This window comes from Rhodococcus sp. WWJCD1 (genome assembly GCF_002258735.1).
GTDB lineage: Bacteria > Actinomycetota > Actinomycetes > Mycobacteriales > Mycobacteriaceae > Rhodococcoides.
Genome location: NZ_NOXY01000005.1, coordinates 375,792 through 396,471, shown reverse-complemented (window position 1 = coordinate 396,471; position 20,680 = coordinate 375,792). Strand labels below are relative to the sequence as shown.

Genomic DNA, 20,680 nt, shown 5'->3' with positions numbered 1-20,680 from the left:
CCGCTCATCCCAGCGTGCGGTAGCGGCCCAGCCTGTTCCGAGTCCGAGTGGCGGGATCGACGGTCGACAACCCGCGCAGTTCTCGGGCGATGGCATCGGCGATGCGACCGGAGAACGCGGCCGGTTCGTCGGCCGCGTCGGGCAGTTCGGGGACGATGGCGTCGACGATGCCGTCGCGCAGTAGATCGACCGACCGGATGCCCTGCGCCTCCGCCATCTCCGCTGCGTGGACGGTGTCGCGGTGCACGATGGCGCTGGCACCCTCGGGTGGAAGTGGTGCGAGCCAGGCGTTCTGGGCGCACAGGACTCTATCGGCAGGTAGTAACGCGAGGGCTCCGCCGCCGGTGCCCTGCCCGAGCAGCACCGACACTGTGGGTGTGTCGACGGTGACCAGATCCGAGATGGAGCGCGCGATCTCGGGTGCCAGACCGCCCTCCTCGGCTTCTTTGGAGAGTGCTGCGCCGAACGTGTCGATCACGAGCACCAGTGGGATCCGCAGTTCCTCGGCCAGCCGCATTCCGCGTCGGGCCTCGCGCAATGCCGCGGGGCCCATTGTGGCGCTGGCCGAGCTGCTGCTCCGGTCGTTTCCGAACAACACACAGGACGCGCCGCGGATGCGGCACAGCGACAACAGGATCGAGGTATCGGCCTCGCCTTGCCCGGTGCCACTGAGCGGAACCTGCTCGGTAGCAGCATGTTCGATCAGTTGCCGAATCCCGGGGCGATCGGCGCGACGCGACGACTGCACCGAATACCAGGCCGACCGCTCGGTCATGGGCGCGGCACGTTCATCAGCGATATCGGTCCACGCCGGCGCGTCGAGGATCACCCGCAGGGCTCGCGTGAGTAGATTCCCCAACTGATCGACCGGCACCACCCCGTCGATGACCCCGTGCTGGTAGAGGTTCTCGGCGGTCTGGACTCCGTCGGGAAAAGGCTTGTCGTACAACGCCTGATACACGCGGGGGCCGAGGAAACCGATGAGAGCGCCGGGTTCGGCGACGGTGACGTGGGCCAGCGAACCCCAGGATGCGAAGACACCGCCGGTCGTGGGATTACGGAGATACACCAGATACGGCAGATGTGCCATCTTGTGCGCGGTGACGGCCGCGGCGATCTTGACCATCTGCACGAACGCGAGTGTGCCCTCCTGCATTCGTGTTCCGCCGGACGTGGGGGAGGCGATCAGCGGCAACCGTTCGGCGGTGGCGCGTTCGACAGCGGAGGTGATGCGCTCGGCCGCCGCAACGCCGATGGAGCCGGCGAGGAAGGCGAACTCGCAGGCGATGATCACCACGCGTCGGCCCTCGATGGTGCCCTCGCCCGTCAACACCGACTCGTCGACGCCGCTCTTCTCGCGAGCCTTGGCCAGGTCCCTCAGATAGGACTCCCCAGGATGGACGTCTACGGGCGTGGAGTCCCACGACACGAACGATCCGCCGTCGAGAACGGAGTCGAGAATCTCGGCGGCGGATGTCCGTGGGCTCATTTCGGGGAGCCTACGCAGCGAACCCTAGCGAGCAAACGCTTCCTTCCACGAGACGGTCTTGCCGATTCGCAGAATGGATCGCTGGTAGATCTTGGCTGCACCCATCGCCAGGATCGCGGTGGTGACGATCATCAGGACCGCCGATCCGACGATCTGCACCGGCGAGGTCACGCCGGCGGCGATGCGCAACGGCATCATGATCGCGGAGAACGGGGGGATCCAGCTCAACGTGTTCGCAAGTGTGCTCTCCGGATCGCTGACGGAGTAGAAGGCAGCGAAGAACATTGCCATGATCAGGATCAGGAGCGGCATGGTCGTCGAGTTCACGTCCTCCTGCCGCGAGACCATCGACCCGCCCGCCGCGTAGAGCACTGCGAAGAAGGCGAAGCCCAGGACGAACCAGGCCAACGTGGCAGCGAAGACACTGACGGCGGCACCGGTGACGGTGAGTACGCCCGTGCCCAATCCTGCTCCCACACCGGCTATTCCGTAGAGGGCGAGCTGCAGGATGCCGACGGCACCGATGCCGAGGATCTTGCCCCACAGCAGCTGCAGTGGGCGAACGGTGGAGAGCAGCAGTTCGACCACCCGTGAGGACTTCTCTTCGACGACGCCCATTGCGACGTACATACCGAAGCCGATGATCTGGGCGTACAGCAGGAACACTGCCGACAGCGCCAGAGCGGTCCGCTGACCGGCTTCGGGGTCGGGCGGATCGATCGCGTCGACGGTGACTGTTGCGGCACCCGTCGTCGCTGCGAGTTCGTTCTGGTCGACACCCTGTTGAGCCAGCGCAGTATTCGTAGCCTGTGTCGCAACACTGCCCTCGACGACGGCGCGCAACGTTCCGGTCAGATCGGACTCGGTGACGGCTGTGTATGCGCCTGCGGTTCCGTCCGGAACCAGCGCCACGTCGAGATCCCCGGATTCGACGCCGCTCCGTGCGGCGGCTGCGTCGGCGACGTCACGGACCTCGACGGGGCTGCCGACGGCGTCCCCGGTTGCCTCCAGTACGGCCGCGATGGACTGATCTCCGGCGACGCCGATCACGTCGCGTTCCTCGTCGCCGCTGCCGGAGAAGATCGAGTACGCGATGATGCCGCCGACGATGACGGCCAGAATGATGACGTTGCTGATGACGAAGCTCTTCTTCATCACCTGAACGGTGAACTCGCGCTTGGCAATCAGTGAGACCGCGCTGAAGGAATTCAGTTGTGAGCTCATGCCACTACCGCCTCTCGGAACAGGTCGCTCAGGGAAGGTTTCTGGATGGAGAATTCGTGTACCGGTCCGGTCGCGAGCGCGGCCCGCAGAACTGATTGATCGTCGGCTCCCGGTGCCAACCCCAGAACGGTGATGCCGTCGCTCTGGCCGAGGATTCTCACTCCGTCGATGCCCGACGCCCATCCGGGGGCGGCGTTCGGTGCGTGGACGTGCAGGTGCGAATCTCCCGATCCGCGTAGTTCGTCGACGGTGCCGACGGCTTTCATCGAGCCCGCGGCGATGATGCCGACGCGGTCGCACAGGCGTTGCACCAGATCGAGCTGGTGGCTCGAGAACACCACGGGCACTCCGGCAGCGGCCTTTTCGCGGAGGACCTCGCTCATGACGTCGACGGCGATCGGATCGAGGCCGGAGAACGGTTCGTCCAACACGAGAACCGCTGGGTCGTGCACCAGCGCTGCTGCCAACTGCACGCGCTGCTGATTACCCAGGCTCAGCGCGTCGACGGTGTCGTTCACTCGCTCGTCGATACCGAGACGTTCGGTCCAGCGGATCACCGCGGCCTTGGCATCCTTCGACGACAAGCCGTGCAGCTCGGCCATGTATGCCAATTGCGGGCCGACCTTCATCTTCGGGTACAGGCCGCGCTCCTCCGGCATGTAGCCGATCGTGCGGCGGACGTCGAGGTCGACAGGCTTGCCGCCCAACAGAACCTGGCCGGAATCTGCAGAAAGTACGCCCAATGCGATGCGCATCGTGGTGGTCTTGCCCGCGCCGTTGCTGCCGACGAAGCCGAACAGCTCGCCCGGCCGGACGTCGAAACTCAGGTTGTCCAGGGCGATTTTGTCGCCGTATCTCTTGGAGACGGAGTCGATCGTGAGGGTGCTCATGGTGCCCTTTCGGTCGTTACTGCTGGTCGAAATCTTCGGTGTCTTCTGGTTCGGGATCGGGGGTGATCCAGGCGAGAATCATTGCGGGGGAGCAGATGCCGGTCATCAGTGCCGCCAGCGTCCATCCGCCGCCTGCGTAGGCGAGGCGGGGCATCTCGTCGTTCGCCGTCGACAGGAATATCGACGCGAATGCTGCTGCCAGAACCAGCGTCTGTGTGATGGTCAGGCCGATGGATCGAGCTTCGTTGCGTTGCTGCACTTCCCACTCGTCGAGTGCTCCGACCGGTGCGTCGCCGTGCCGGCCGGAGACCGTTTGCAGCGCTGTCCAGATTGGAAGAAACAGCAGTGCAGCCGGTACCCATCCGATTGCGAACCACTTGGAGAACAGGCTGCCGATGCTGACGACGAAGAACGAGAAGAGGAGTACAGCCACCGCAACAACGAGGATTCGGCGACGATGCTGGGTTCGCCACGCGGGAAGCCAATGGCGTGTCTTGGCGTCGTTCTCGAGAAATCGGCGGGTCCGATAGGCCTGATAGCGGGTGAGGATGTCGGGTTGCGGGGTCATGGTCTCAGCCGTCCTCGGGGTCGGGGTCGGGGGTAGTCCATGCGAGAAGCATTGCGGGGGTCGTCCCACCGGTGAGCAGTGCAGTCAGGACGAGTGCTCCACCGGAGATACCGAGATTCGTTGCCCCGAAGGCGGATCCGATGAGCAAGTACGCTCCAGTCGCGGTGCCCAAGACCTGAGTGACCGTCAGGCCGATGGATCGGGCCTGGTTGCGGAGCTGGACTTCGAGCTCGTCGAGCGCATCCGCCGGGGCTTCGGCGCGCCGATTCGACACGATGCCGAGGACGATTGCCGCGAACGTGAACACGATGTAGCAGATTCCCCAGGATCCGATCGCCCAGTCGAACACCGGTTCCGAGAGTGCGAATCCCGCAGATGCCGCGAGCAGTACCAGAAGGAACGCAACGAAGGCTCGGCGTCGTTTCTGGGGTCGCAGTCCCGGTAGCCAGTTCGCATAGGTCCTTTCGTTCTCCAGGAATACTCTCGTGCGGGCTTCCTGATATCTGCTGAAGATGCTGGGACTTGTGTTCATCGGTCCTTCTCCCTTCGGAAGAGTTCGGCCGAGAGTGGTCCGAGTTCGGTGCGTGAGAACACCGCTTCGATCGGCAGGTCGAAGACGTCGCAGATGCGCAGCGCGAGGTCCAAGCTCGGGTAGTGGTCGCCTCGTTCGAGGGCACCCACCGTCTGCGGGTTCACCTCGACGAGTTCGGCCAGTTGTGCGCGGCTCATCTTTCGTTCTGCCCGCAGAACACCCACCCTGTTGTAGATCGGGAGCGCGGTACCGCGCTTGACGGGGCTCATGACAATGAAGTGTTGTATAAACCCAACGATCTGTCAACGGGTAATAACGGATTGCTTCAGTGGGCTACGTTTCCTGTTGTTCCCGGGCGTCGGCAACGATGGCGCGCATCGTCGTCAGGAACTCGTCGATCGTTGCCCGCTGCTCGGGTGTGAAGCGCGCCAGCTCGTCGACTGCTCGGCCGATGACGGGGCCGAAGAACGTGGTGCCGAGTTCCGAGGCATGAGCGGTCACGCGCAGCAGTACTCGCCGGCGATCGGATGGGTCCGCTTCGCGTGATACCAAGTCGCGCTTGCTCATTCGATCGACCAGGGCTGTGATCGACGCGGATTCCAGGCCCAGCTGGGTGCCGAGCCAGCCGGGCGTGGCGCGCGTTCCGGCTCGGTCCGCGTCGAGGAGACAGATCAGCGCCCGGATATCCGTCGGGTGGAGCGCATGTCTCTGCGCGAACTCCGCGCCCAGAAGATCGAGGTCGACCGTCAGTGCGCGTAGCTGGTGGACGGTAGAGGCGGACTCGGTCATGTGCTGATCCCTCGGTGGATGCTGGACGGGAAGTCTCTCCATTGTCTACTATCTCGATCATCGAGAGAATAGAGGGTTGCCGTGACGTTGGAGAAGTTCTATGCCGCATACAACCGGGTGCTGCGGAAGTGGCCGGCACATACCCAGGCCATCGACGTGAAAACGGTGCACGGCACGACCCGAGTGAACGCCTGCGGACCCGTCGACGGTCCGGCGCTGGTGCTACTGCCGGGCGCGGGCGCGACGTCGACCGTCTGGTTCGCCAACGTTGCAGCGCTCTCGCAGCACTATCGGGTGTACGCGGTGGACCTGATGGGCGACGCCGGTCGGAGCGTGCCGGGTGACCAGTCCATCGACTCCGTGGACGAGCTGCTGAACTGGGTGACGGCGGTGCTGGATGAGCTGAAGCTGCCCACCGCGGCGCTCTGCGGCCACTCCTACGGCGCGATGATCGCTCTGGCGTACGCCCTGCGAAACAAGAGCCGCGTCGACGCGCTGACGCTACTCGATCCCAATTCCTGCTTCGGCTCCATGAGTCCGCGGTACCTGCTTCACGCCCTGCCGATTCTGCTGTCTCCCAACGAGAAACGGCAGCTTACTTTCGTCCGATGGGAAACCGACGGCGCGCGGCTGGATTCGGATTGGCTCGACGTACTTGCTCTGGGAGCCGCGCATGCCCCGACCACAAAAACCATTGTTCCGAAACGGCCGAAACCTGCTGCGTTCGACAACTTCGGTGTTCGCCCTACCGTGGTCCTCGCAGGGAAAGGGAAGGTGCACAACGCGGTCCGCATCGAGGCGGCAGTCCGAACGGTTCTGCCCACAGCGAGGACGGTAATCCTGGACAACGCAACGCATCACACATTGCCAATGCTTCCCGCAGCCGAGGTGAACGAGATTCTGCTGAGCTGAGTGAATCGGGTGCTGCCCCTTACAGTTCCGACAGCTGCCCGTCGGCCATCGTCCAGTGACGAGTGCTGCGGACCGTGTCGAGCATTCGGCGGTCGTGGGTCACCAGCAGCAGGGTTCCTTCGAAGTTCTCCATCGCACGTTCGAGTTGCTCGATGGCGGGCAGATCGAGGTGGTTGGTCGGCTCGTCCAAGACGAGCAGATTCACGCCGCGGGCCTGCAGCAATGCGAGCGCGGCGCGGGTTCGCTCACCGGGCGAGAGTGAGGACGCGGGCCGGAGTGCGTCGTCGCCGCGCAGTCCGAACTTGGCCAGCAATGTACGCACCTCGGCGTCGGGCCACTCGGGAACCGCTGCGCTCAAGGCATCGGATACGGTGCCCTCTCCGACGAAATATGCTCGTGCCTGGTCGATTTCACCGACGGCGACTCCGGATCCCAGTGAGGCCGTGCCCTCGTCCGGGCTGAGCCTGCCCAGCAGTACCGACAGCAACGTCGTCTTGCCGGAGCCGTTGGGCCCGGTGATCAGGATTCGATCGCCCCACTCGATCTGCGTCGTCACCGGTCCGAATGTGAACCCTGATCGCCGGACGACAGCACCGCCCAACACCGAGACAACGGTGCCGCTGCGGGGAGCTGCCGCAATCTCCATTCGCAGCTCCCATTCCTTGCGCGGTTCCTCGACCACCTCGAGTCGCTCGATGCGGCGCTGTGTCTGACGGGCTTTCGCGGCTTGCTTCTCTGTCGACTCGGCGCGGGTCTTGCGGGCTATCTTGTCGTTGTCGGTGGCCTTGCGGCGCGCATTGCGCACCCCTGACTCCATCCAGTTCCGCTGCATCTGCGCCCGAGACTCCAACGCCGACTTGGTGTCCGCGAACTCGTCGTACTTCTCCCGCGCATGCTGGCGCGCAATCTCGCGTTCTGCCAGATAGGACTGGTAGCTGCCGTCGTACACATCGATGCGACGCTGAGCTCGATCGAGCTCGACGACGCCCGTCACCGTCCGCGCCAGGAATTCACGATCGTGACTGACGACGACGATCGCCGCACGCGTCGCGACGACGAACTGCTCCAGTTGCTCGAGGCCCGCCAGATCGAGGTCGTTGGTCGGCTCGTCGAGCAGAAGAATGTCGTAGCGGGCGAGCAGAATCGCCGCGAGCCCCGCGCGGGCGGCCTGCCCACCGGACAGCGCCGTCATGAGCGCAGACCCGTCGACCTCCAGACCGAGATCCGCCAGCACCTTCGCCGTGCGCTCCGCCAGATCCGCGCCGCCGAGGGCCAGCCACTTCTCCAGCGCTGGGGTGTAGAGGTCCTCGTCACTCGAACCGAGAGCCTCGGCGGCCTCGTTCATCGTGGATTCGGCCGCTGTGACTCCAGTCCGTCGACCGAGAAAATCCAGCACCGTTTCTCCGGCTATCCGCTCGGGTTCCTGCGCCAGATAGCCGGCGGTCGCGTCGGGTGGGCTGGTGTAGATCTCACCCTCGTGATCGGCCGTCCCCACCCCGGCGAGCAACGTCAACAACGTCGACTTACCTGCACCGTTGGCCCCGACGAGCCCGATCACATCACCCTCGGTCACCGTCAGATCCAGGCCGGAGAACAGGGTTCGATCGCCGTGGAACGCGGCGAGATCATCGATACGAAGCGTTGCGGTCACACCGAAACTCTATGGCCCGGGAACAACACCACCCCACCCACCGTTGCCATTCGTATGACGTATTCAGCCGAGACCAGTACTGTCCCGACCATCGTGCTCAACGACGGCACGTCCATTCCCCAGCTCGGGTTCGGTGTATGGCAGGTTCCCGATGACGGTGCCCAGGCCGCAGTGGCCGAGGCTCTGAAGGTCGGATACCGCAGCATCGACACCGCCAAGGTGTACGAGAACGAGGCCGGCACCGGCAAGGCGATTGCCGAGTCCGGCATTGCCCGCGACGAGCTGTTCATCACCACCAAGTTGTGGAACGACGATCAGGGCTACGACTCCACCTTGAAGGCGTTCGACGCGAGCATGGATCGCCTCGGACTCGAGTACCTCGACCTGTACCTCATTCACTGGCAGCAACTCGATCGCGACCAATACATCGATACCTTCAAGGCGTTCCAGAAGCTCAAGGCCGACGGCCGGATCGGTTCGATCGGCGTCTCCAATTTCACCATTCCCACCCTCGAGAAGCTGATCGACGCGGTCGGTGAGACGCCGTCGATCAACCAGATCGAGCTGCACCCGCGCTTCATCCAGGAAGAGCTTCGCGCTTTCCACACCTCGAAGGGCATCGCCACCGAGGCCTGGAGCCCGCTCGGCTCCGGCACCGTTCTGGACGATCCGGCCTTCGCGCCCATCGCCGAGGCGCACGGAGTCACCCCTGCCCAGGTGATCCTGCGCTGGCACATCCAGCTCGGCAACGTAGTGATCCCCAAGTCGGTCACCCCCGAGCGCATTGCCAGCAACTTCGACGTGTTCGGCTTCGAGCTGAGCAACGACGAAATTCAGCAGATCAATGCGCTGGACTCCGCCGACGGCCGCACCGGCCCGGACCCGGACAAGTTCAGCAGCTGACCTGTCACGTTCCAGGCACGTCGGGGGCCTAGTCTGTACTCATGTCCGATTCGCTCGCAGGCAAGACCGTTGCCCTCACCGCCGAGCGACGTGCAGACGAATTGGCCACCATGCTCGAACGCCGCGGCGCGAACATCGTTCACGCCGCGGCGATTCACGTTCTGCCCCTGATCGACGACTCGGAGCTGAAGTCCGCCACCGAGGGCATCGTCGAGCGACCACCGCAGATCGTCGTGATCAGTACCGGCATCGGTTTTCGGGGTTGGCTCGACGCGGCGGCCGACTGGGGTATCCGCGAAGACCTTCTGACAGCACTGAGTCACACGCGGATCATTGCCCGAGGTCCCAAGGCGCGCGGGGCAATTCGTGGCACGGGGCTTCGTGAAGAGTGGTCGCCGGCCACCGAGGCCTCGCAGGAAGTCTCCGATCATCTTGCCGCCGAAGGTGTTTCCGGAGTGGACGTCGCAGTTCAGCTGCACGGAGTCATCACCGAATGGGAACCGACGATCCACCTGAGCGACGCGCTGAGCGAACTCGGTGCGCACGTCAGACCGATCCCGGTGTACCGCTGGATCCGTCCCGTCGATCAGGCTCCACTCATCGACTTGCTGTCGCAGATCATCGAGCACCGCGTGGACGCGGTGACATTTACCAGCGCCCCCGCCGTCGCGTCCCTGCTCTCTACCGCGAAGGACAACGGCCTGCTCGACGCCTTCCTGGACGCGCTTCGAGGCCCCGTCGCCGCGATTTGCGTGGGGCCGGTGACGTCGGCGCCGTTGGATGCGTTGGACGTCCCGACGTCGATGCCGAGCCGGGCACGATTGGGAGCGCTGGCGAAGTTCGTGACCGAGCGGCTCGCCTCGCCGTAAAGACCTCGCCGTAAAGACTCAGCCCAGCGTTTCCAGCAGCTCCGTCACCGCGGCTCGTCCCGCGCGATTGGCTCCGATCGTGCTCGCGGACGGCCCGTAGCCGAGCAAGTGGACGCGATGGTTCGCTGCCACTCGAGTGGCGAGTCGACCGTCCATGACGATTCCTCCGCCGTGCCCGCGCAAGCGCAGAGGGGCCAGGTGGTCGAGTGCGCTGCGAAAACCGGTGGCCCACAGAATCACGTCGGCGCGTTGACTCGATCCGTCGTCCCACACCACCGAGTCTGCGGTGATCCTCGAGAACATCGGCCTGCGCTCGAGCGCGCCGCGCTCGCGTGCGGCGGCCAACGACGGCGTCAGCAACAGCCCGGTCACCGATACGACCGAGCCCGGTGGCAGGCCCGCCCGCACCCTCTCCTCGACCATCGCCACGGCCGTGCGTCCGGCATTCTGATCGAACTCACCGTCCCGGAACACCGGTGGTCGGCGGGTCACCCACGTTGTGGTCGTCACCCGGGAAATCTCGTCGAGCAGCTGGACGGCCGAGATCCCGCCGCCCACCACCACCACGTGCTTGCCGGTGAACTCGTCGGCCGTCCGGTAATCCTTCGTGTGCAATTGCCTGCCGGTGAACGTCTCGGCTCCGTCGTAATGCGGAACGAACGGCTTCTCCCACGTTCCTGTGGCATTGATCAATCCCTCGGCCATGACGACCGTCTCCCCGGCCTCGACCCGGAAGAGAGGTTCGCGATCGCACACGACGGTCACCGTGACGGGCCGTCGAACATGCAGTTCGAAGCGGTCCTCGTACTCGCGGTAGTAGCGGGGGACTGCCTCGGCGGCCGGAATGGTGTCGGCCGGCGCGTCGCCCAGCGTTTCGGCGAAGGTCATACCGGGCAGGTCGTGTACCCCGTTGACGGTGCTCAGCGTCAACGACGGCCACCGGAACTGCCAGGCGCCGCCGGGGCCGGGGGCGCTGTCCAGCATCACGAAGCCTGCGCCTGCATCCAGGCCTGCTCGATGGAGGTGGTAGCCGGCCGAGAGTCCGGCCTGCCCCGCGCCGATGACGGCAACTCGAGTGTCGATCACGCCTATCAGTAGATCAGCCACCCAGTAGGTAAAACCGGTACTGGTCGGTAACCTCTGCTCTCGTGATCGGACTCTCTCGTGACGGCGATGTCGTCACTCTCGAATTGCAGCGCCCGGATCGACGCAATGCGTTGAACACGGAGCTGTGTCTTGCGGTGCGCCACGGTGTGGAACAGGCCGAGCGGGACGGGGCGCGGGTTCTCGTCATCACCGGTCAGGGCACCAGCTTCTGCGCAGGTGCGGATCTGACCGGCGACGCGTTTCCCGAGTCGTTCGGGCAGATCCTCGAAGAGATGCTGACGGCGATCGAACGCACCTCGATTCCGGTGGTGGCTGCGGTGAACGGCCCGGCCGTGGGTGCGGGGACGCAGCTGGCGATCGCCTGCGATCTTCGGGTCGTGGCGCCGGGCAGTTTCTTCGAGATTCCGTCGACGCGCCTCGGTATCGCGGTGAGCAACTGGACCATCCGGCGGTTGGCTGCGCTCGCAGGTGGGGGAGTGGCACGCACGATCCTGCTGGGCGGGGAGCGGGTGCACGCCGAGCAGGCGTACACGTGCGGTTTGGCCAACAAACTCGGCGATCTCGCGGTTGCAACGCAGTGGGCCGAGTCGGTCACCGAACTCGCTCCGCTGGCCCTGAAACACCTCAAGCTCGTGTTCAACGACGACGAGATGCGCGATGATCCGACGCCGGAGCAGCATGCGGCGTTCGAGGCCGCATGGAGCAGCGAGGACATGAAGGAAGCGCGACGGGCACGTGCCGAGAAGCGCAAGCCGAAGTTCGTGGGCAAGTGATCACCGGAGCGCCCGATGCGGGCGACACCGCGTGGCTGCTGGCCAGTACTGCGCTGGTGCTGCTGATGACGCCAGGCCTGGCCTTCTTCTACGGCGGCATGGTGCGCTCGAAGAGTGTGCTGAACATGATGATGATGAGCCTGTCGGCCATCGCCGTGGTGTGGCTGCTGTGGTTGGTGTTCGGCTTCTCGATGGTGTTCGGCGACAACGTGATCGGCGGGTGGATCGGAAACCCGTTGCAGTACGCCGGTTTCGAGGGTCTGTTGGGCGGGGTCTACACCTCGGCCGGGGGAGCGGTGTCGATTCCGCTGGTGGGAACCGTTCCTGCACTGGTGTTCGCGGCGTTCCAGGCCGGATTCGCCATGGTGACGGTGGCGCTGATATCCGGCGCTGTCGCAGACCGGATGCGGTTCGTTCCCTGGGTGCTGTTCGCGGCGTTGTGGTCCACCCTCGTGTATTTCCCTGTGGCGCACTGGGTGTTCTCGCTCGACGGGCTCACCAGTGAGTTCGGCGGATGGGTGACGAACAGGCTCGGCGCGATCGACTTCGCCGGCGGTACCGCGGTGGAGATCAATGCCGGAGTTGCCGGGCTGGTGCTCGCGCTCGTGGTCGGCAAGCGTCGCGGCTGGCCGCGAGATCCCATGCGCCCGCACAACCTTCCGGCTGTCATGCTCGGTGCCGGGTTGCTGTGGTTCGGTTGGTTCGGCTTCAACGCGGGATCGTCGTTGGCTGCGGACGGCGTCGCCGCAGTGGCCCTGGTGAACACGATGGGTGCCGGAGCAATGTCCATGGCGGCGTGGCTCGTCGTCGAGAAGTGGCGAGACGGTCACGCCACGTCGTTCGGCGCGGCGTCGGGCGTCGTGGCCGGTCTGGTGGCCATCACACCGTCGTGCGCAGCGGTCACTCCGATCGGTGCCGCGGCGATCGGCATCGCGTCGGGTGCCTTGTGTGCTCTGGCAATCGGCCTCAAATACCGCTTCGGTTACGACGATTCGCTCGACGTCGTCGGCGTGCACCTCGTCGGTGGCATCGTCGGCACGCTGATGATCGGGCTCGTTGCCAGTGCGCAGATGCCGGCGGGTGTGGACGGTCTGTTCTACGGCGGCGGCCTGCATCAGCTGGGGGTGCAGGCGATAGCGGTGGTCGCGGTGTTCGTCTACTGCGCGGTGGTCACCACCGGAATCGCGTTCGCGATCAAGGCTGTCATGGGTGTGCGCGCCGACGCGCAGCACGAAGCCGACGGCCTCGACGAGCACGAGCATGCCGAGTCCGCCTACGACTTCGGAGTGGGTCACGGGGGCAGCAACAAGCCTGGTCTTTTCGGTAAGTAGGGGCAACCCGTACACGCCCTTTACGAACCGATCGGTCGTTGAAAGTCGTTCTGTCCCTTTCGGGTTGATGCGATCGATCGTTGTTCGATTCGACCCCGTTCGTTCATCTTCGGTTCGCCTCGACCGCTTGTTGGCCCCATAGTTTTTCGCTGCTCGACATCGAGTGATGGACACGACGAAAGACTGAGGAACATGAAGCTGACTCGATTCGCGGCAACGTCCGCATTGGTCATTGCAGCGATGACGACCGCCATGGGCACCGCCTATGCCGATCCGGCACCGGCTCCCGCTGCTGCCGTCGGTTGGAACGTCACCCAGGCCGGCAACCAGGTCCTCGTCGACACGACGGCCGGCACCCTGAGCAACGAAGACAACCACCTCGTCGTCCGCGATTCCAGTGGTGCCGTGGTCGACTCGGTGCCGCTGGCCATTGCCGCCGACGGATTCTCGCACCCCGTCGCCGCCGTGATCGACGGTAACCACGCCACCCTGACCGCCGATGTCTCGCCCGCCGCGGCAACCCCGGTCTCCACCTCTCTCCCCGGCCTGCAGCAGGTCGACCTGCCCGCCGCAGTTGCTGGTGTCAAGGACAACCTCAGCCTCACGGCCTCGGTCGGTGGATTCCTCGGTGCTGCAACCGGAATCGTCGGCGGATGCCTCCTCGGAATTATCACCGGAGTCGTCGTGACTGCACCGGTTGCAACTCTTCTCGGAGCCGGCCCCATCGGCGGCTGCGTCATCGGCGCGATCGCCCTCGGTGCCATCGGATCGCTCGCCGGCACCTCCGCCGGTGGCCTCGGCGCGGTCATCGGTAACGCCGGACAGTTCATCCAGCTGCTCAACGCTCCGCCCGCAGTCAAGAAGTAACACCGCCTCGACAACAGTGCTGTGGCCCGCATCGGATATCCGGTGCGGGCCACAGTCGTCGAAAGGTCTAGCGTGCCAGGGCGAGATCCCCCACGTGAGCACGCCGAGCGGTTGTCACGAGTTCGACGACGGCCTCCGCCACCTCGTGTGCTCGTTCGAGAATCACCATGTGCCCGGCCTGCGCGACGCGCACCAGTCGTGCGTCGGGAAGATGGGCGGCAAGGGTTTCCGAGTGCCGCATCGGCGTCATCAGGTCGTCCGAGCCGCACAGCACCAGAGTGGGAATGGAGGCGAGTGCCGCGAGGCCGGCGACCTCGTCGAGGCCTCGAAACGCGCCGAGAAACCCGGCCATCGTCACGATGGACGTGTCGCCGAGCATGGCCGTCGCTAGCGTGACCACCCGCGGGCTGACTTTGTGGGAGCCGCATCCCGCCGTCCGGACGATGGGGGCGCAGACCCCGCGACTGAGCCTCTTGGCGCCCGACATCAGACGGGGGGCGCGTCGAACAGCCGCCTGAAATGCCGACACGGCCGGATGCGCGAGGCAACTACCGAGCCCGTCGTCGGTGATCCCGCCGGCGGACGTCGCGATCAACCCGACCCCGACGAGGCGGGAGCCGATGGCGTCCGGGTACTGACGCGCGTAGGAGAGCGCCGTCATGCCGCCCATCGAGTGTCCGATCACGACGAACGGTCCCACCGGGACGACAGCGCGGATCACGTCGGCCAGGTCCTCGCCGAGCTGATCTATGGTGCAACTCTCCGGCACGGCCGCACTCGACTCCCCGTGACCGCGGTGGTCGTACATCACGATTCGGACGTCGTCGCCCCACGTGTGTTCCACCTGCCGGCGCAGGTCCGTCCACGACTGCATCCGCAGGCAGTGCCCGTGCACGAACACCGCGGTCAGAGGCGCATTCGGATGTCCGAATTCGCGAACCGCCAGTGCAGTGCCATCGCTCGCAGCGACGGTGCTGCGGCGACCGACCTGATGGGTCTGCTCGCTGATGTTCATGTGCGCTCCGCGGGTGTGAAGGTCACGTGCTGCGACGAGGTTGTTGTCGGGTACTTCGCTCCCGCGACACGCCGTGTTACCTGAATCACATTTTCTTCGGATGTGATAGCCACTGCGACCAAGCCGAGCGGGAATCTGCACCGAAGCACTGATGAGCGTTCAGGTGAGGGCGCGCGTTGCCAGTGAGGAGATCGGCCATGGGCGTGGACAGGCTCGACGAGGTAGTACCGCAGGCCGTCGCGGGAGATCGAACCGCCCTCGAGCAGGTGCTCGTGCTGATCCAGCCGCCGGTACGCAGATATTGCGCCGCCCGAATCGGCAACCTCGACGTCGCCGCCGACGATGTGGTGCAGGACGTATGCCTCGCCTTGGTCACCGCCATTCCCAAGTACCGCGACATGGGGAAGCCCTTCATGGCCTTCGTGTACGGAATCGCTGCCCACAAGTTGGCCGACGCCGGGCGTAAATCTGTATTGCGACAGACGTTCTCCATCGACGACATGCCCGAGGAGCAGTCTCAGGACGCCGGGCCGGAGCAGCTCGCTCTCGGCGGCGAACTGCGCAGTCACGCGCAGGCGCTGATGGACACTCTGCCGACGAAGTACCGCAAGATCATTCTGATGCGAGTGGTGTGGGGTCTGACGGCACCGCAAACCGGTGCTGCCCTCGGAATGACGGCCGGAGCCGTGCGGGTGGCCCAGCATCGGGCGATGAACATGCTTCGTGCCGAACTGTCGAACTTCTCGCTGCTGGACGCCCGCGCAGTCGCCTGATAGAGCCGCGAAAGCGGGTATTACCAGCGTATGTCCGATTCGTCGGAATGAGTAACAGTAGCTACACACACGCAAGACACCGCGGCAACGTGGCAGACCTACGTTACTGATCCATGACCGCCGTACAGCCTGCGCCGACAGACACCGCGCTGAAAGAGACGCTCGAGGACTACACGCTGCGCTTCGCGCCGCGTAGCTACCGTAAATGGGGAACCGGTGTTGTCGCGACGTCCGCGCTCGGCGGAATCGCGTATCTCGCGGACTTCGCCATCGGTGCCAACATCGGAATCTCGTACGGGACCGGCAACGCGCTCTGGGGCATCCTGGTGTTCGCCGTCGTGATCTTCGTGACCGGGCTCCCGCTCGCCTACTATGCTGCCCGCTACAACATCGACCTCGATTTGATCACTCGGGGAAGCGGATTCGGCTACTACGGGTCGGTGGTCACCAACGTCATCTTTGCGACATTCACGTTCATCTTCTTCGCGCTCGAGGGTTCGATCATGGCGCAGGGACTCGAACTGGGACTGAGTATTCCGTTGCCCATCGGGTACGCGGTGTCGACGATCATGGTGATCCCGCTGGTCATCTACGGCATGAAAGCCCTTGCCAAACTTCAGGTCTGGACAACCCCGCTGTGGCTGGTGCTGATGGTTCTGCCGTTCGTCTACCTGGTGATCAGCAATCCCGATTCGGTCGGCGAGTTCTTCGCCTTCGGCGGCCAGGACGGGGCCGACGGCAAGGGCGTCAACATCGGATCGGTGATGCTCGCGGCCGGCGTGTGTCTCTCGCTCATCGCGCAGATCGCCGAGCAGATCGACTACCTGCGTTTCATGCCGCCCAAGACTCCGGAGAATTCCCGGCGCTGGTGGACTGCAGTGCTTCTCGCCGGACCGGGCTGGGTGATCTTCGGTGCCCTCAAGCAGGTCGTCGGACTCTTCCTCGCCGTGTACCTGATCGCCAACGTCGTCGACGGATCCACCATCGCCAACGAGCCGGTGCACCAGTTCCTGGAGATCTACGAGAACTTCATGCCCGGCTGGCTCGCCATGACGCTCGCGGTGATCCTGGTCGTCATCAGCCAGATCAAGATCAACGTCACCAACGCCTACTCGGGATCATTGGCGTGGACGAACTCCTACACCCGCATCACCAAGACGTACCCGGGCCGGATGGTCTTCGTGCTGTTCAACCTCGCGATCGCACTGATCCTGATGGAAGCCAACATGTTCAGCTTCCTCAACAACATCCTCGGCTTCTACGCCAACTGCGGTATCGCATGGATCGCGGTGGTGGCCTCGGACATCGTGTTCAACAAGTACATCCTGAAGCTCTCGCCCAAGGTGCCCGAGTTCCGACGCGGCATGCTCTACAACATCAACCCGGTCGGCTTCGGATCCATGGCGGCCTCGGCAATACTGTCGATTCTGGTCTTCTTCGGGGCATTCGGATCCGCGATCAAGCCCTACTCGCCGATCGTGGCTCTCGTTCTCGCACTGGTACTTCCACCCATCCTGGCGGTGGCAACCAAGGGCAAGTACTACCTGCGACGCACCGACGACGGGATCGATCTACCGATGTTCGACGAGCACGGCAACCCGTCCGACGAGCTCGTGATGTGCCATGTCAGCGGAATGGAATTCGAGCGACCCGACATGATCGCATCCAACGTGCCGGGGCCGGACGGCGAGAAGCAGTACATCAGTTCGCTCTCGCTGAGCACCGACAAGACGGGGGAGCACATCCTGCCTCCGCAGTGACTGCGGCTGCGCCGCAGTGGTGTGGTTATGCCCCGCCTCTGGGGCACTCGACCACACCACTGCCGCAGGCACTCAGATCGTGCGGGTCAACAGATCGGCGAGCAGCTTGGAGAACTTCGCCGGATCCTTCAGCTCCGTACCCTCGGCGAGAAGTGCCGTCGCGTACAGCAATTCGGCAGTCTCGGCGAGGTGCGGGTCATCGCTGCGATCCTCGCGGGCCTTCTTCAATCCCGTCACCAGATCGTGGGTGGGGTTGAGTTCGAGGATCCGCTTGGAGGTCGGCACGAACTGTCCCGATGCCTTGTACATCTTCTCCAGTTGCGGGGAGAAGCTGAACTCGTCGCCGACGACGCAGGCCGGTGACGTCGTCAGACGGGTCGACAGACGTACCTCCTTCACGTCCTCACCGAGGGTCTCGGTGAGCCAGGTCAGCAAGTCCGCGAATTCCTTGTCCTGCTCCTCGCGCTTGGCCTCGGACTCCTTCTTCTCCTCTTCGGTGTCGAGGTCCACCTCGCCCTTGGCGATGGACTGGAACGACTTTCCGTCGAAGTCGGTGACGTTGCCGACCCACACCTCGTCGACCGAATCGGTGAGCAGCAGCACCTCGAGCCCGCGCGCCTTGAACGCCTCCATGTGCGGCGAGCTCTCGATCTGCTGACGCGATTCACCCGTCATGTAGTAGATCTGCTGCTGGCCGTCCTTCATCCGGTCCACGTACTCGGCGAGGGTGGTCACGCCCTCCTCGGAGTTGGTGGACGCGAACGACGCGATGCCCAACAGGGTTTCGCGATTGTCGTTGTCGGAGATCAGGCCTTCCTTGAGGACCGTGCCGAACTGCGACCACAGCGTCTTGTACTTGTCGGGCTGCTCGCTCTGCAGTTCCTTGACCGTCGAGAGCACCTTCTTGGTGAGGCGTCGACGGATCGCCCGGATCTGCCGGTCCTGCTGCAGGATCTCGCGAGAGACGTTGAGCGAGAGGTCCGCTGCGTCCACGACACCCTTGACGAAGCGCAGGTACTCGGGCAGCAGTTCCTGCGAGTCGTCCATGATGAACACGCGCTTGACGTACAGGTGCACGCCGGCCTTGCTCTCGCGCATGAAGAGGTCGAACGGCGCCTGCGACGGAATGAACAGCAGCGCTTGGTATTCGAACGTGCCCTCGGCCTTGAACGGGATGACCTCGAGCGGCTCGTCCCAGGCGTGGCTGACGTGCTTGTAGAACTCCTTGTACTCCTCCTCGGACACCTCGTCCTTGGAGCGGGTCCACAGTGCCTTCTGCGAGTTGATCGTTTCGGTCTCGATCGTGACCGTGTCCTCGCCGCCTTCCTCTTCGCTCTTGACGCGCTTCTCGACGTCGATGCGAATGGGCCAGGCGATGAAGTCGGAGTACTTCTTGACCAGTTCCTTGATCTTGCGCTCGGACGCGTAATCGTGGAGGTGGTCCTCCTCGTCGGCCGGCTTGAGGGCCAAGGTCACCGAGGAGCCCTGCGGGGCGTCGTCGACGTCGGTGATCTCGTAGGTGCCCTCGCCGGTGGACTCCCACTTGGTGGCAGTGCTCTCGCCTGCCTTGCGGGTGAGCAGCGTGACCTTCTCGGCCACCATGAACGTGGAATAGAAGCCGATGCCGAACTGGCCGATCAATTCCTCGGAAGCAGCTGCATCCTTGGCTTCCTTGAGCTTCTTGCGGACCTCGGCGGTACCGGACTTCGCCAGCGTGCCGATCAGGTCGATCACCTCGGAGCGGGACATGCCGATGCCGTTGTCGCGGATGGTGAGGGTGCGGGCCGCGGAGTCGATATCGATCTCGATGTGCAGATCCGAGACGTCGACGTCCAGGTCCTTGTTGCGGTACGACTCCAGGCGCAGCTTGTCCAGCGCGTCCGAGGAGTTCGAGATCAGTTCACGGAGAAAGCTGTCCTTGTTGGAGTAGATGGAGTGCACCATCAGATCCAGGAGCTGACGCGTCTCCGCCTGGAATTCGAGCTGTTCGGTACTCAATGTCTCCCCTTCTAGCAGCAAAACCGACGCGAATATTCTACGGCAAGGCTACGGGTGAGCTGCGAAGACGTCGGCGCCGCCTACTGTGGTGGCCGTGACGAAGACGAAGTTCGTACTGGGAGCCACGGCAGCGTTGAGCGGGGCATGGTTGGCGCGTGCCCTGTGGGGTCTGCCGTCGGCCATCGGTGCCCGGCGAGTGCACATCACTCCCTACGCCGCCGGGTCCCCGCGATACCGCGATCGCCGGTTCCACAACTCCGACCCCAGTTCCAGCTACGTGCCGGGCCGCGGCGACAAGGGCGAGAAGAACATGTTCGTCTCGCTCGTCACCGAACGCGGCAAGGGCAGGCCGCAGCGGCCGATTCCGTTGGCCCCGCCGATCGCTCCGGTGGACGCGGGCGAGCTTGCGGTCACCTGGTACGGACATTCGAGTGTGCTCATCGAGGTCGACGGCTATCGCGTTCTCGCCGATCCGGTGTGGAGCAATCGCGTGTCCCCGTCCTCGGTGGTGGGTCCGGCGCGGCTGCATCCGACGCCGGTCGAGTTGATCGACCTGCCGCGGGTCGACGCCATCGTGATCTCCCACGATCATTACGACCATCTCGACAAGGCGACGGTGCAGAAGTTGGCGAGCACGCAGTCGGCACCGTTCGTGGTGCCGCTGGGAATCGGAGCGCACCTGCGCAAGTGGCGGGTGCCCGAGGAACGCATCATCGAACTGGACTGGGACGAGCAGACGAACCTCGGTGGCCTCACCGTCACGTGCACCGAGGCTCGGCACTTCTCGGGCCGCGGTCTGACCCGGGACTCGACGCAGTGGGCGTCCTGGGCCTTCGCCGGTCCGGTTCGACGCGTCTTCTTCGGCGGCGACACCGGCTACACACCGAAGTTCGCCGAGATCGGCAGCAACTACGGCCCCTTCGATCTGACGCTTCTTCCCGTCGGTGCCTACGACGTGCGGTGGCCGGACATTCACATGAATCCGGAGGAAGCGGTCAACGCGCACGTGGATCTGACGGCGTCGGGCATCTTCGTGCCTATCCACTGGGCGACGTTCAACCTGGCTTTTCACCCGTGGTCCGAGCCGATCGTGCGCCTGCACGCCGCCGCGCAGGACGTCGGAGTGCAGGTGGCGGTGCCGATGCCGGGGCAGCGCATAGACGGCACGCGAACCCTGCACGACGATCGTTGGTGGTCCCGGCTGGGCTGACCGAACAGGTTTAAGCTGC

Annotated in this window: 20 protein-coding genes; 9 read left to right on the top strand and 11 right to left on the bottom strand. The window is 64.5% G+C overall.

Annotated elements, in window-relative coordinates:
• Nucleotides 1–4 precede the first annotated feature (4 nt).
• From CH286_RS03640 to CH286_RS03610, 7 genes are all read right to left on the bottom strand, one after another.
• The gene (locus tag CH286_RS03640) at nucleotides 5–1,489 is read right to left on the bottom strand and encodes a carboxyl transferase domain-containing protein (protein WP_094608348.1); all 1,485 of its coding nucleotides are present in this window, start codon (nucleotides 1,487–1,489) and stop codon (nucleotides 5–7) included.
• Nucleotides 1,490–1,513: 24 nt separating this feature from the next.
• On the bottom strand, nucleotides 1,514–2,713 hold the full coding sequence (locus CH286_RS03635; RefSeq protein ID WP_094608347.1) for an ABC transporter permease: 1,200 nt from the start codon (nucleotides 2,711–2,713) through the stop codon (nucleotides 1,514–1,516).
• Entirely contained in the window at nucleotides 2,710–3,603 is an 894-nt protein-coding gene (locus CH286_RS03630; RefSeq protein WP_094608346.1) for an ABC transporter ATP-binding protein, read from the bottom strand. The genes CH286_RS03635 and CH286_RS03630 overlap by 4 nt, the downstream gene beginning before the upstream one ends.
• Nucleotides 3,604–3,619: 16 nt before the next feature.
• Nucleotides 3,620–4,171, bottom strand: a complete 552-nt coding sequence (locus CH286_RS03625) for a hypothetical protein (RefSeq protein WP_037155026.1) — start codon at nucleotides 4,169–4,171, stop codon at nucleotides 3,620–3,622.
• Nucleotides 4,172–4,175: 4 nt separating this feature from the next.
• Complete coding sequence (locus CH286_RS03620) at nucleotides 4,176–4,703, bottom strand: hypothetical protein (protein ID WP_032404378.1); 528 nt, start codon at nucleotides 4,701–4,703, stop codon at nucleotides 4,176–4,178.
• Nucleotides 4,700–4,972 (bottom strand): helix-turn-helix transcriptional regulator, encoded by a 273-nt coding sequence (locus CH286_RS03615; RefSeq protein WP_094608345.1) that lies wholly within the window; start codon nucleotides 4,970–4,972, stop codon nucleotides 4,700–4,702. The genes CH286_RS03620 and CH286_RS03615 overlap by 4 nt, the downstream gene beginning before the upstream one ends.
• Before the next feature lie 64 nt (nucleotides 4,973–5,036).
• Nucleotides 5,037–5,492, bottom strand: coding sequence for a MarR family winged helix-turn-helix transcriptional regulator (locus tag CH286_RS03610; RefSeq protein WP_094608344.1), 456 nt, complete (start codon nucleotides 5,490–5,492; stop codon nucleotides 5,037–5,039).
• 81 nt (nucleotides 5,493–5,573) lie between these two features.
• On the opposite strand from CH286_RS03610, the gene CH286_RS03605 reads away from it, so the two are divergent.
• Entirely contained in the window at nucleotides 5,574–6,404 is an 831-nt protein-coding gene (locus tag CH286_RS03605; protein ID WP_255182555.1) for an alpha/beta fold hydrolase, read from the top strand.
• Nucleotides 6,405–6,423: 19 nt separating this feature from the next.
• Here CH286_RS03605 and CH286_RS03600 read toward each other — a convergent pair whose 3' ends face one another.
• Entirely contained in the window at nucleotides 6,424–8,055 is a 1,632-nt protein-coding gene (locus CH286_RS03600) for an ABC-F family ATP-binding cassette domain-containing protein (protein ID WP_094608343.1), read from the bottom strand.
• 54 nt (nucleotides 8,056–8,109) lie between these two features.
• Between CH286_RS03600 and CH286_RS03595 the strand changes: the two genes are divergently transcribed.
• On the top strand, nucleotides 8,110–8,958 hold the full coding sequence (locus CH286_RS03595) for an aldo/keto reductase (protein WP_032404373.1): 849 nt from the start codon (nucleotides 8,110–8,112) through the stop codon (nucleotides 8,956–8,958).
• 41 nt (nucleotides 8,959–8,999) lie between these two features.
• Nucleotides 9,000–9,827 carry a uroporphyrinogen-III synthase gene (locus CH286_RS03590; RefSeq protein ID WP_094608342.1) on the top strand — a complete coding sequence of 276 codons (828 nt, stop codon included), beginning with the start codon at nucleotides 9,000–9,002 and terminating at the stop codon, nucleotides 9,825–9,827.
• 18 nt (nucleotides 9,828–9,845) lie between these two features.
• On the opposite strand, the gene CH286_RS03585 is transcribed toward CH286_RS03590, so the two are convergent.
• On the bottom strand, nucleotides 9,846–10,919 hold the full coding sequence (locus CH286_RS03585) for an NAD(P)-binding domain-containing protein (protein ID WP_094608399.1): 1,074 nt from the start codon (nucleotides 10,917–10,919) through the stop codon (nucleotides 9,846–9,848).
• Between the two features lie 56 nt (nucleotides 10,920–10,975).
• On the opposite strand from CH286_RS03585, the gene CH286_RS03580 reads away from it, so the two are divergent.
• From CH286_RS03580 to CH286_RS03570, 3 genes are all read left to right on the top strand, one after another.
• Nucleotides 10,976–11,707, top strand: a complete 732-nt coding sequence (locus CH286_RS03580) for an enoyl-CoA hydratase (protein ID WP_032404371.1) — start codon at nucleotides 10,976–10,978, stop codon at nucleotides 11,705–11,707.
• On the top strand, nucleotides 11,704–13,038 hold the full coding sequence (locus tag CH286_RS03575) for an ammonium transporter (protein ID WP_037155043.1): 1,335 nt from the start codon (nucleotides 11,704–11,706) through the stop codon (nucleotides 13,036–13,038). The genes CH286_RS03580 and CH286_RS03575 overlap by 4 nt, the downstream gene beginning before the upstream one ends.
• Nucleotides 13,039–13,230: 192 nt before the next feature.
• Nucleotides 13,231–13,905: a hypothetical protein gene (locus CH286_RS03570; protein ID WP_037175505.1), complete on the top strand. Its 675-nt coding sequence runs from the start codon at nucleotides 13,231–13,233 to the stop codon at nucleotides 13,903–13,905.
• 67 nt (nucleotides 13,906–13,972) lie between these two features.
• On the opposite strand, the gene CH286_RS03565 is transcribed toward CH286_RS03570, so the two are convergent.
• On the bottom strand, nucleotides 13,973–14,920 hold the full coding sequence (locus tag CH286_RS03565) for an alpha/beta fold hydrolase (RefSeq protein ID WP_176458123.1): 948 nt from the start codon (nucleotides 14,918–14,920) through the stop codon (nucleotides 13,973–13,975).
• Nucleotides 14,921–15,117: 197 nt separating this feature from the next.
• Between CH286_RS03565 and shbA the strand changes: the two genes are divergently transcribed.
• Together shbA and CH286_RS03555 are read left to right on the top strand one after the other, a co-directional pair.
• Nucleotides 15,118–15,693 carry an RNA polymerase sigma factor ShbA gene (gene shbA / locus CH286_RS03560; RefSeq protein WP_037155048.1) on the top strand — a complete coding sequence of 192 codons (576 nt, stop codon included), beginning with the start codon at nucleotides 15,118–15,120 and terminating at the stop codon, nucleotides 15,691–15,693.
• A 113-nt stretch (nucleotides 15,694–15,806) separates the two neighbouring features.
• A complete protein-coding gene (locus tag CH286_RS03555; protein ID WP_094608341.1) occupies nucleotides 15,807–17,453 on the top strand; it encodes a purine-cytosine permease family protein in 1,647 nt (548 codons plus the stop codon).
• A gap of 72 nt (nucleotides 17,454–17,525) precedes the next feature.
• Here CH286_RS03555 and htpG read toward each other — a convergent pair whose 3' ends face one another.
• Nucleotides 17,526–19,451, bottom strand: a complete 1,926-nt coding sequence (gene htpG / locus CH286_RS03550; RefSeq protein ID WP_094608340.1) for a molecular chaperone HtpG — start codon at nucleotides 19,449–19,451, stop codon at nucleotides 17,526–17,528.
• A 94-nt stretch (nucleotides 19,452–19,545) separates the two neighbouring features.
• On the opposite strand from htpG, the gene CH286_RS03545 reads away from it, so the two are divergent.
• Nucleotides 19,546–20,661 carry an MBL fold metallo-hydrolase gene (locus CH286_RS03545; RefSeq protein WP_094608397.1) on the top strand — a complete coding sequence of 372 codons (1,116 nt, stop codon included), beginning with the start codon at nucleotides 19,546–19,548 and terminating at the stop codon, nucleotides 20,659–20,661.
• Nucleotides 20,662–20,680 lie beyond the last annotated feature (19 nt).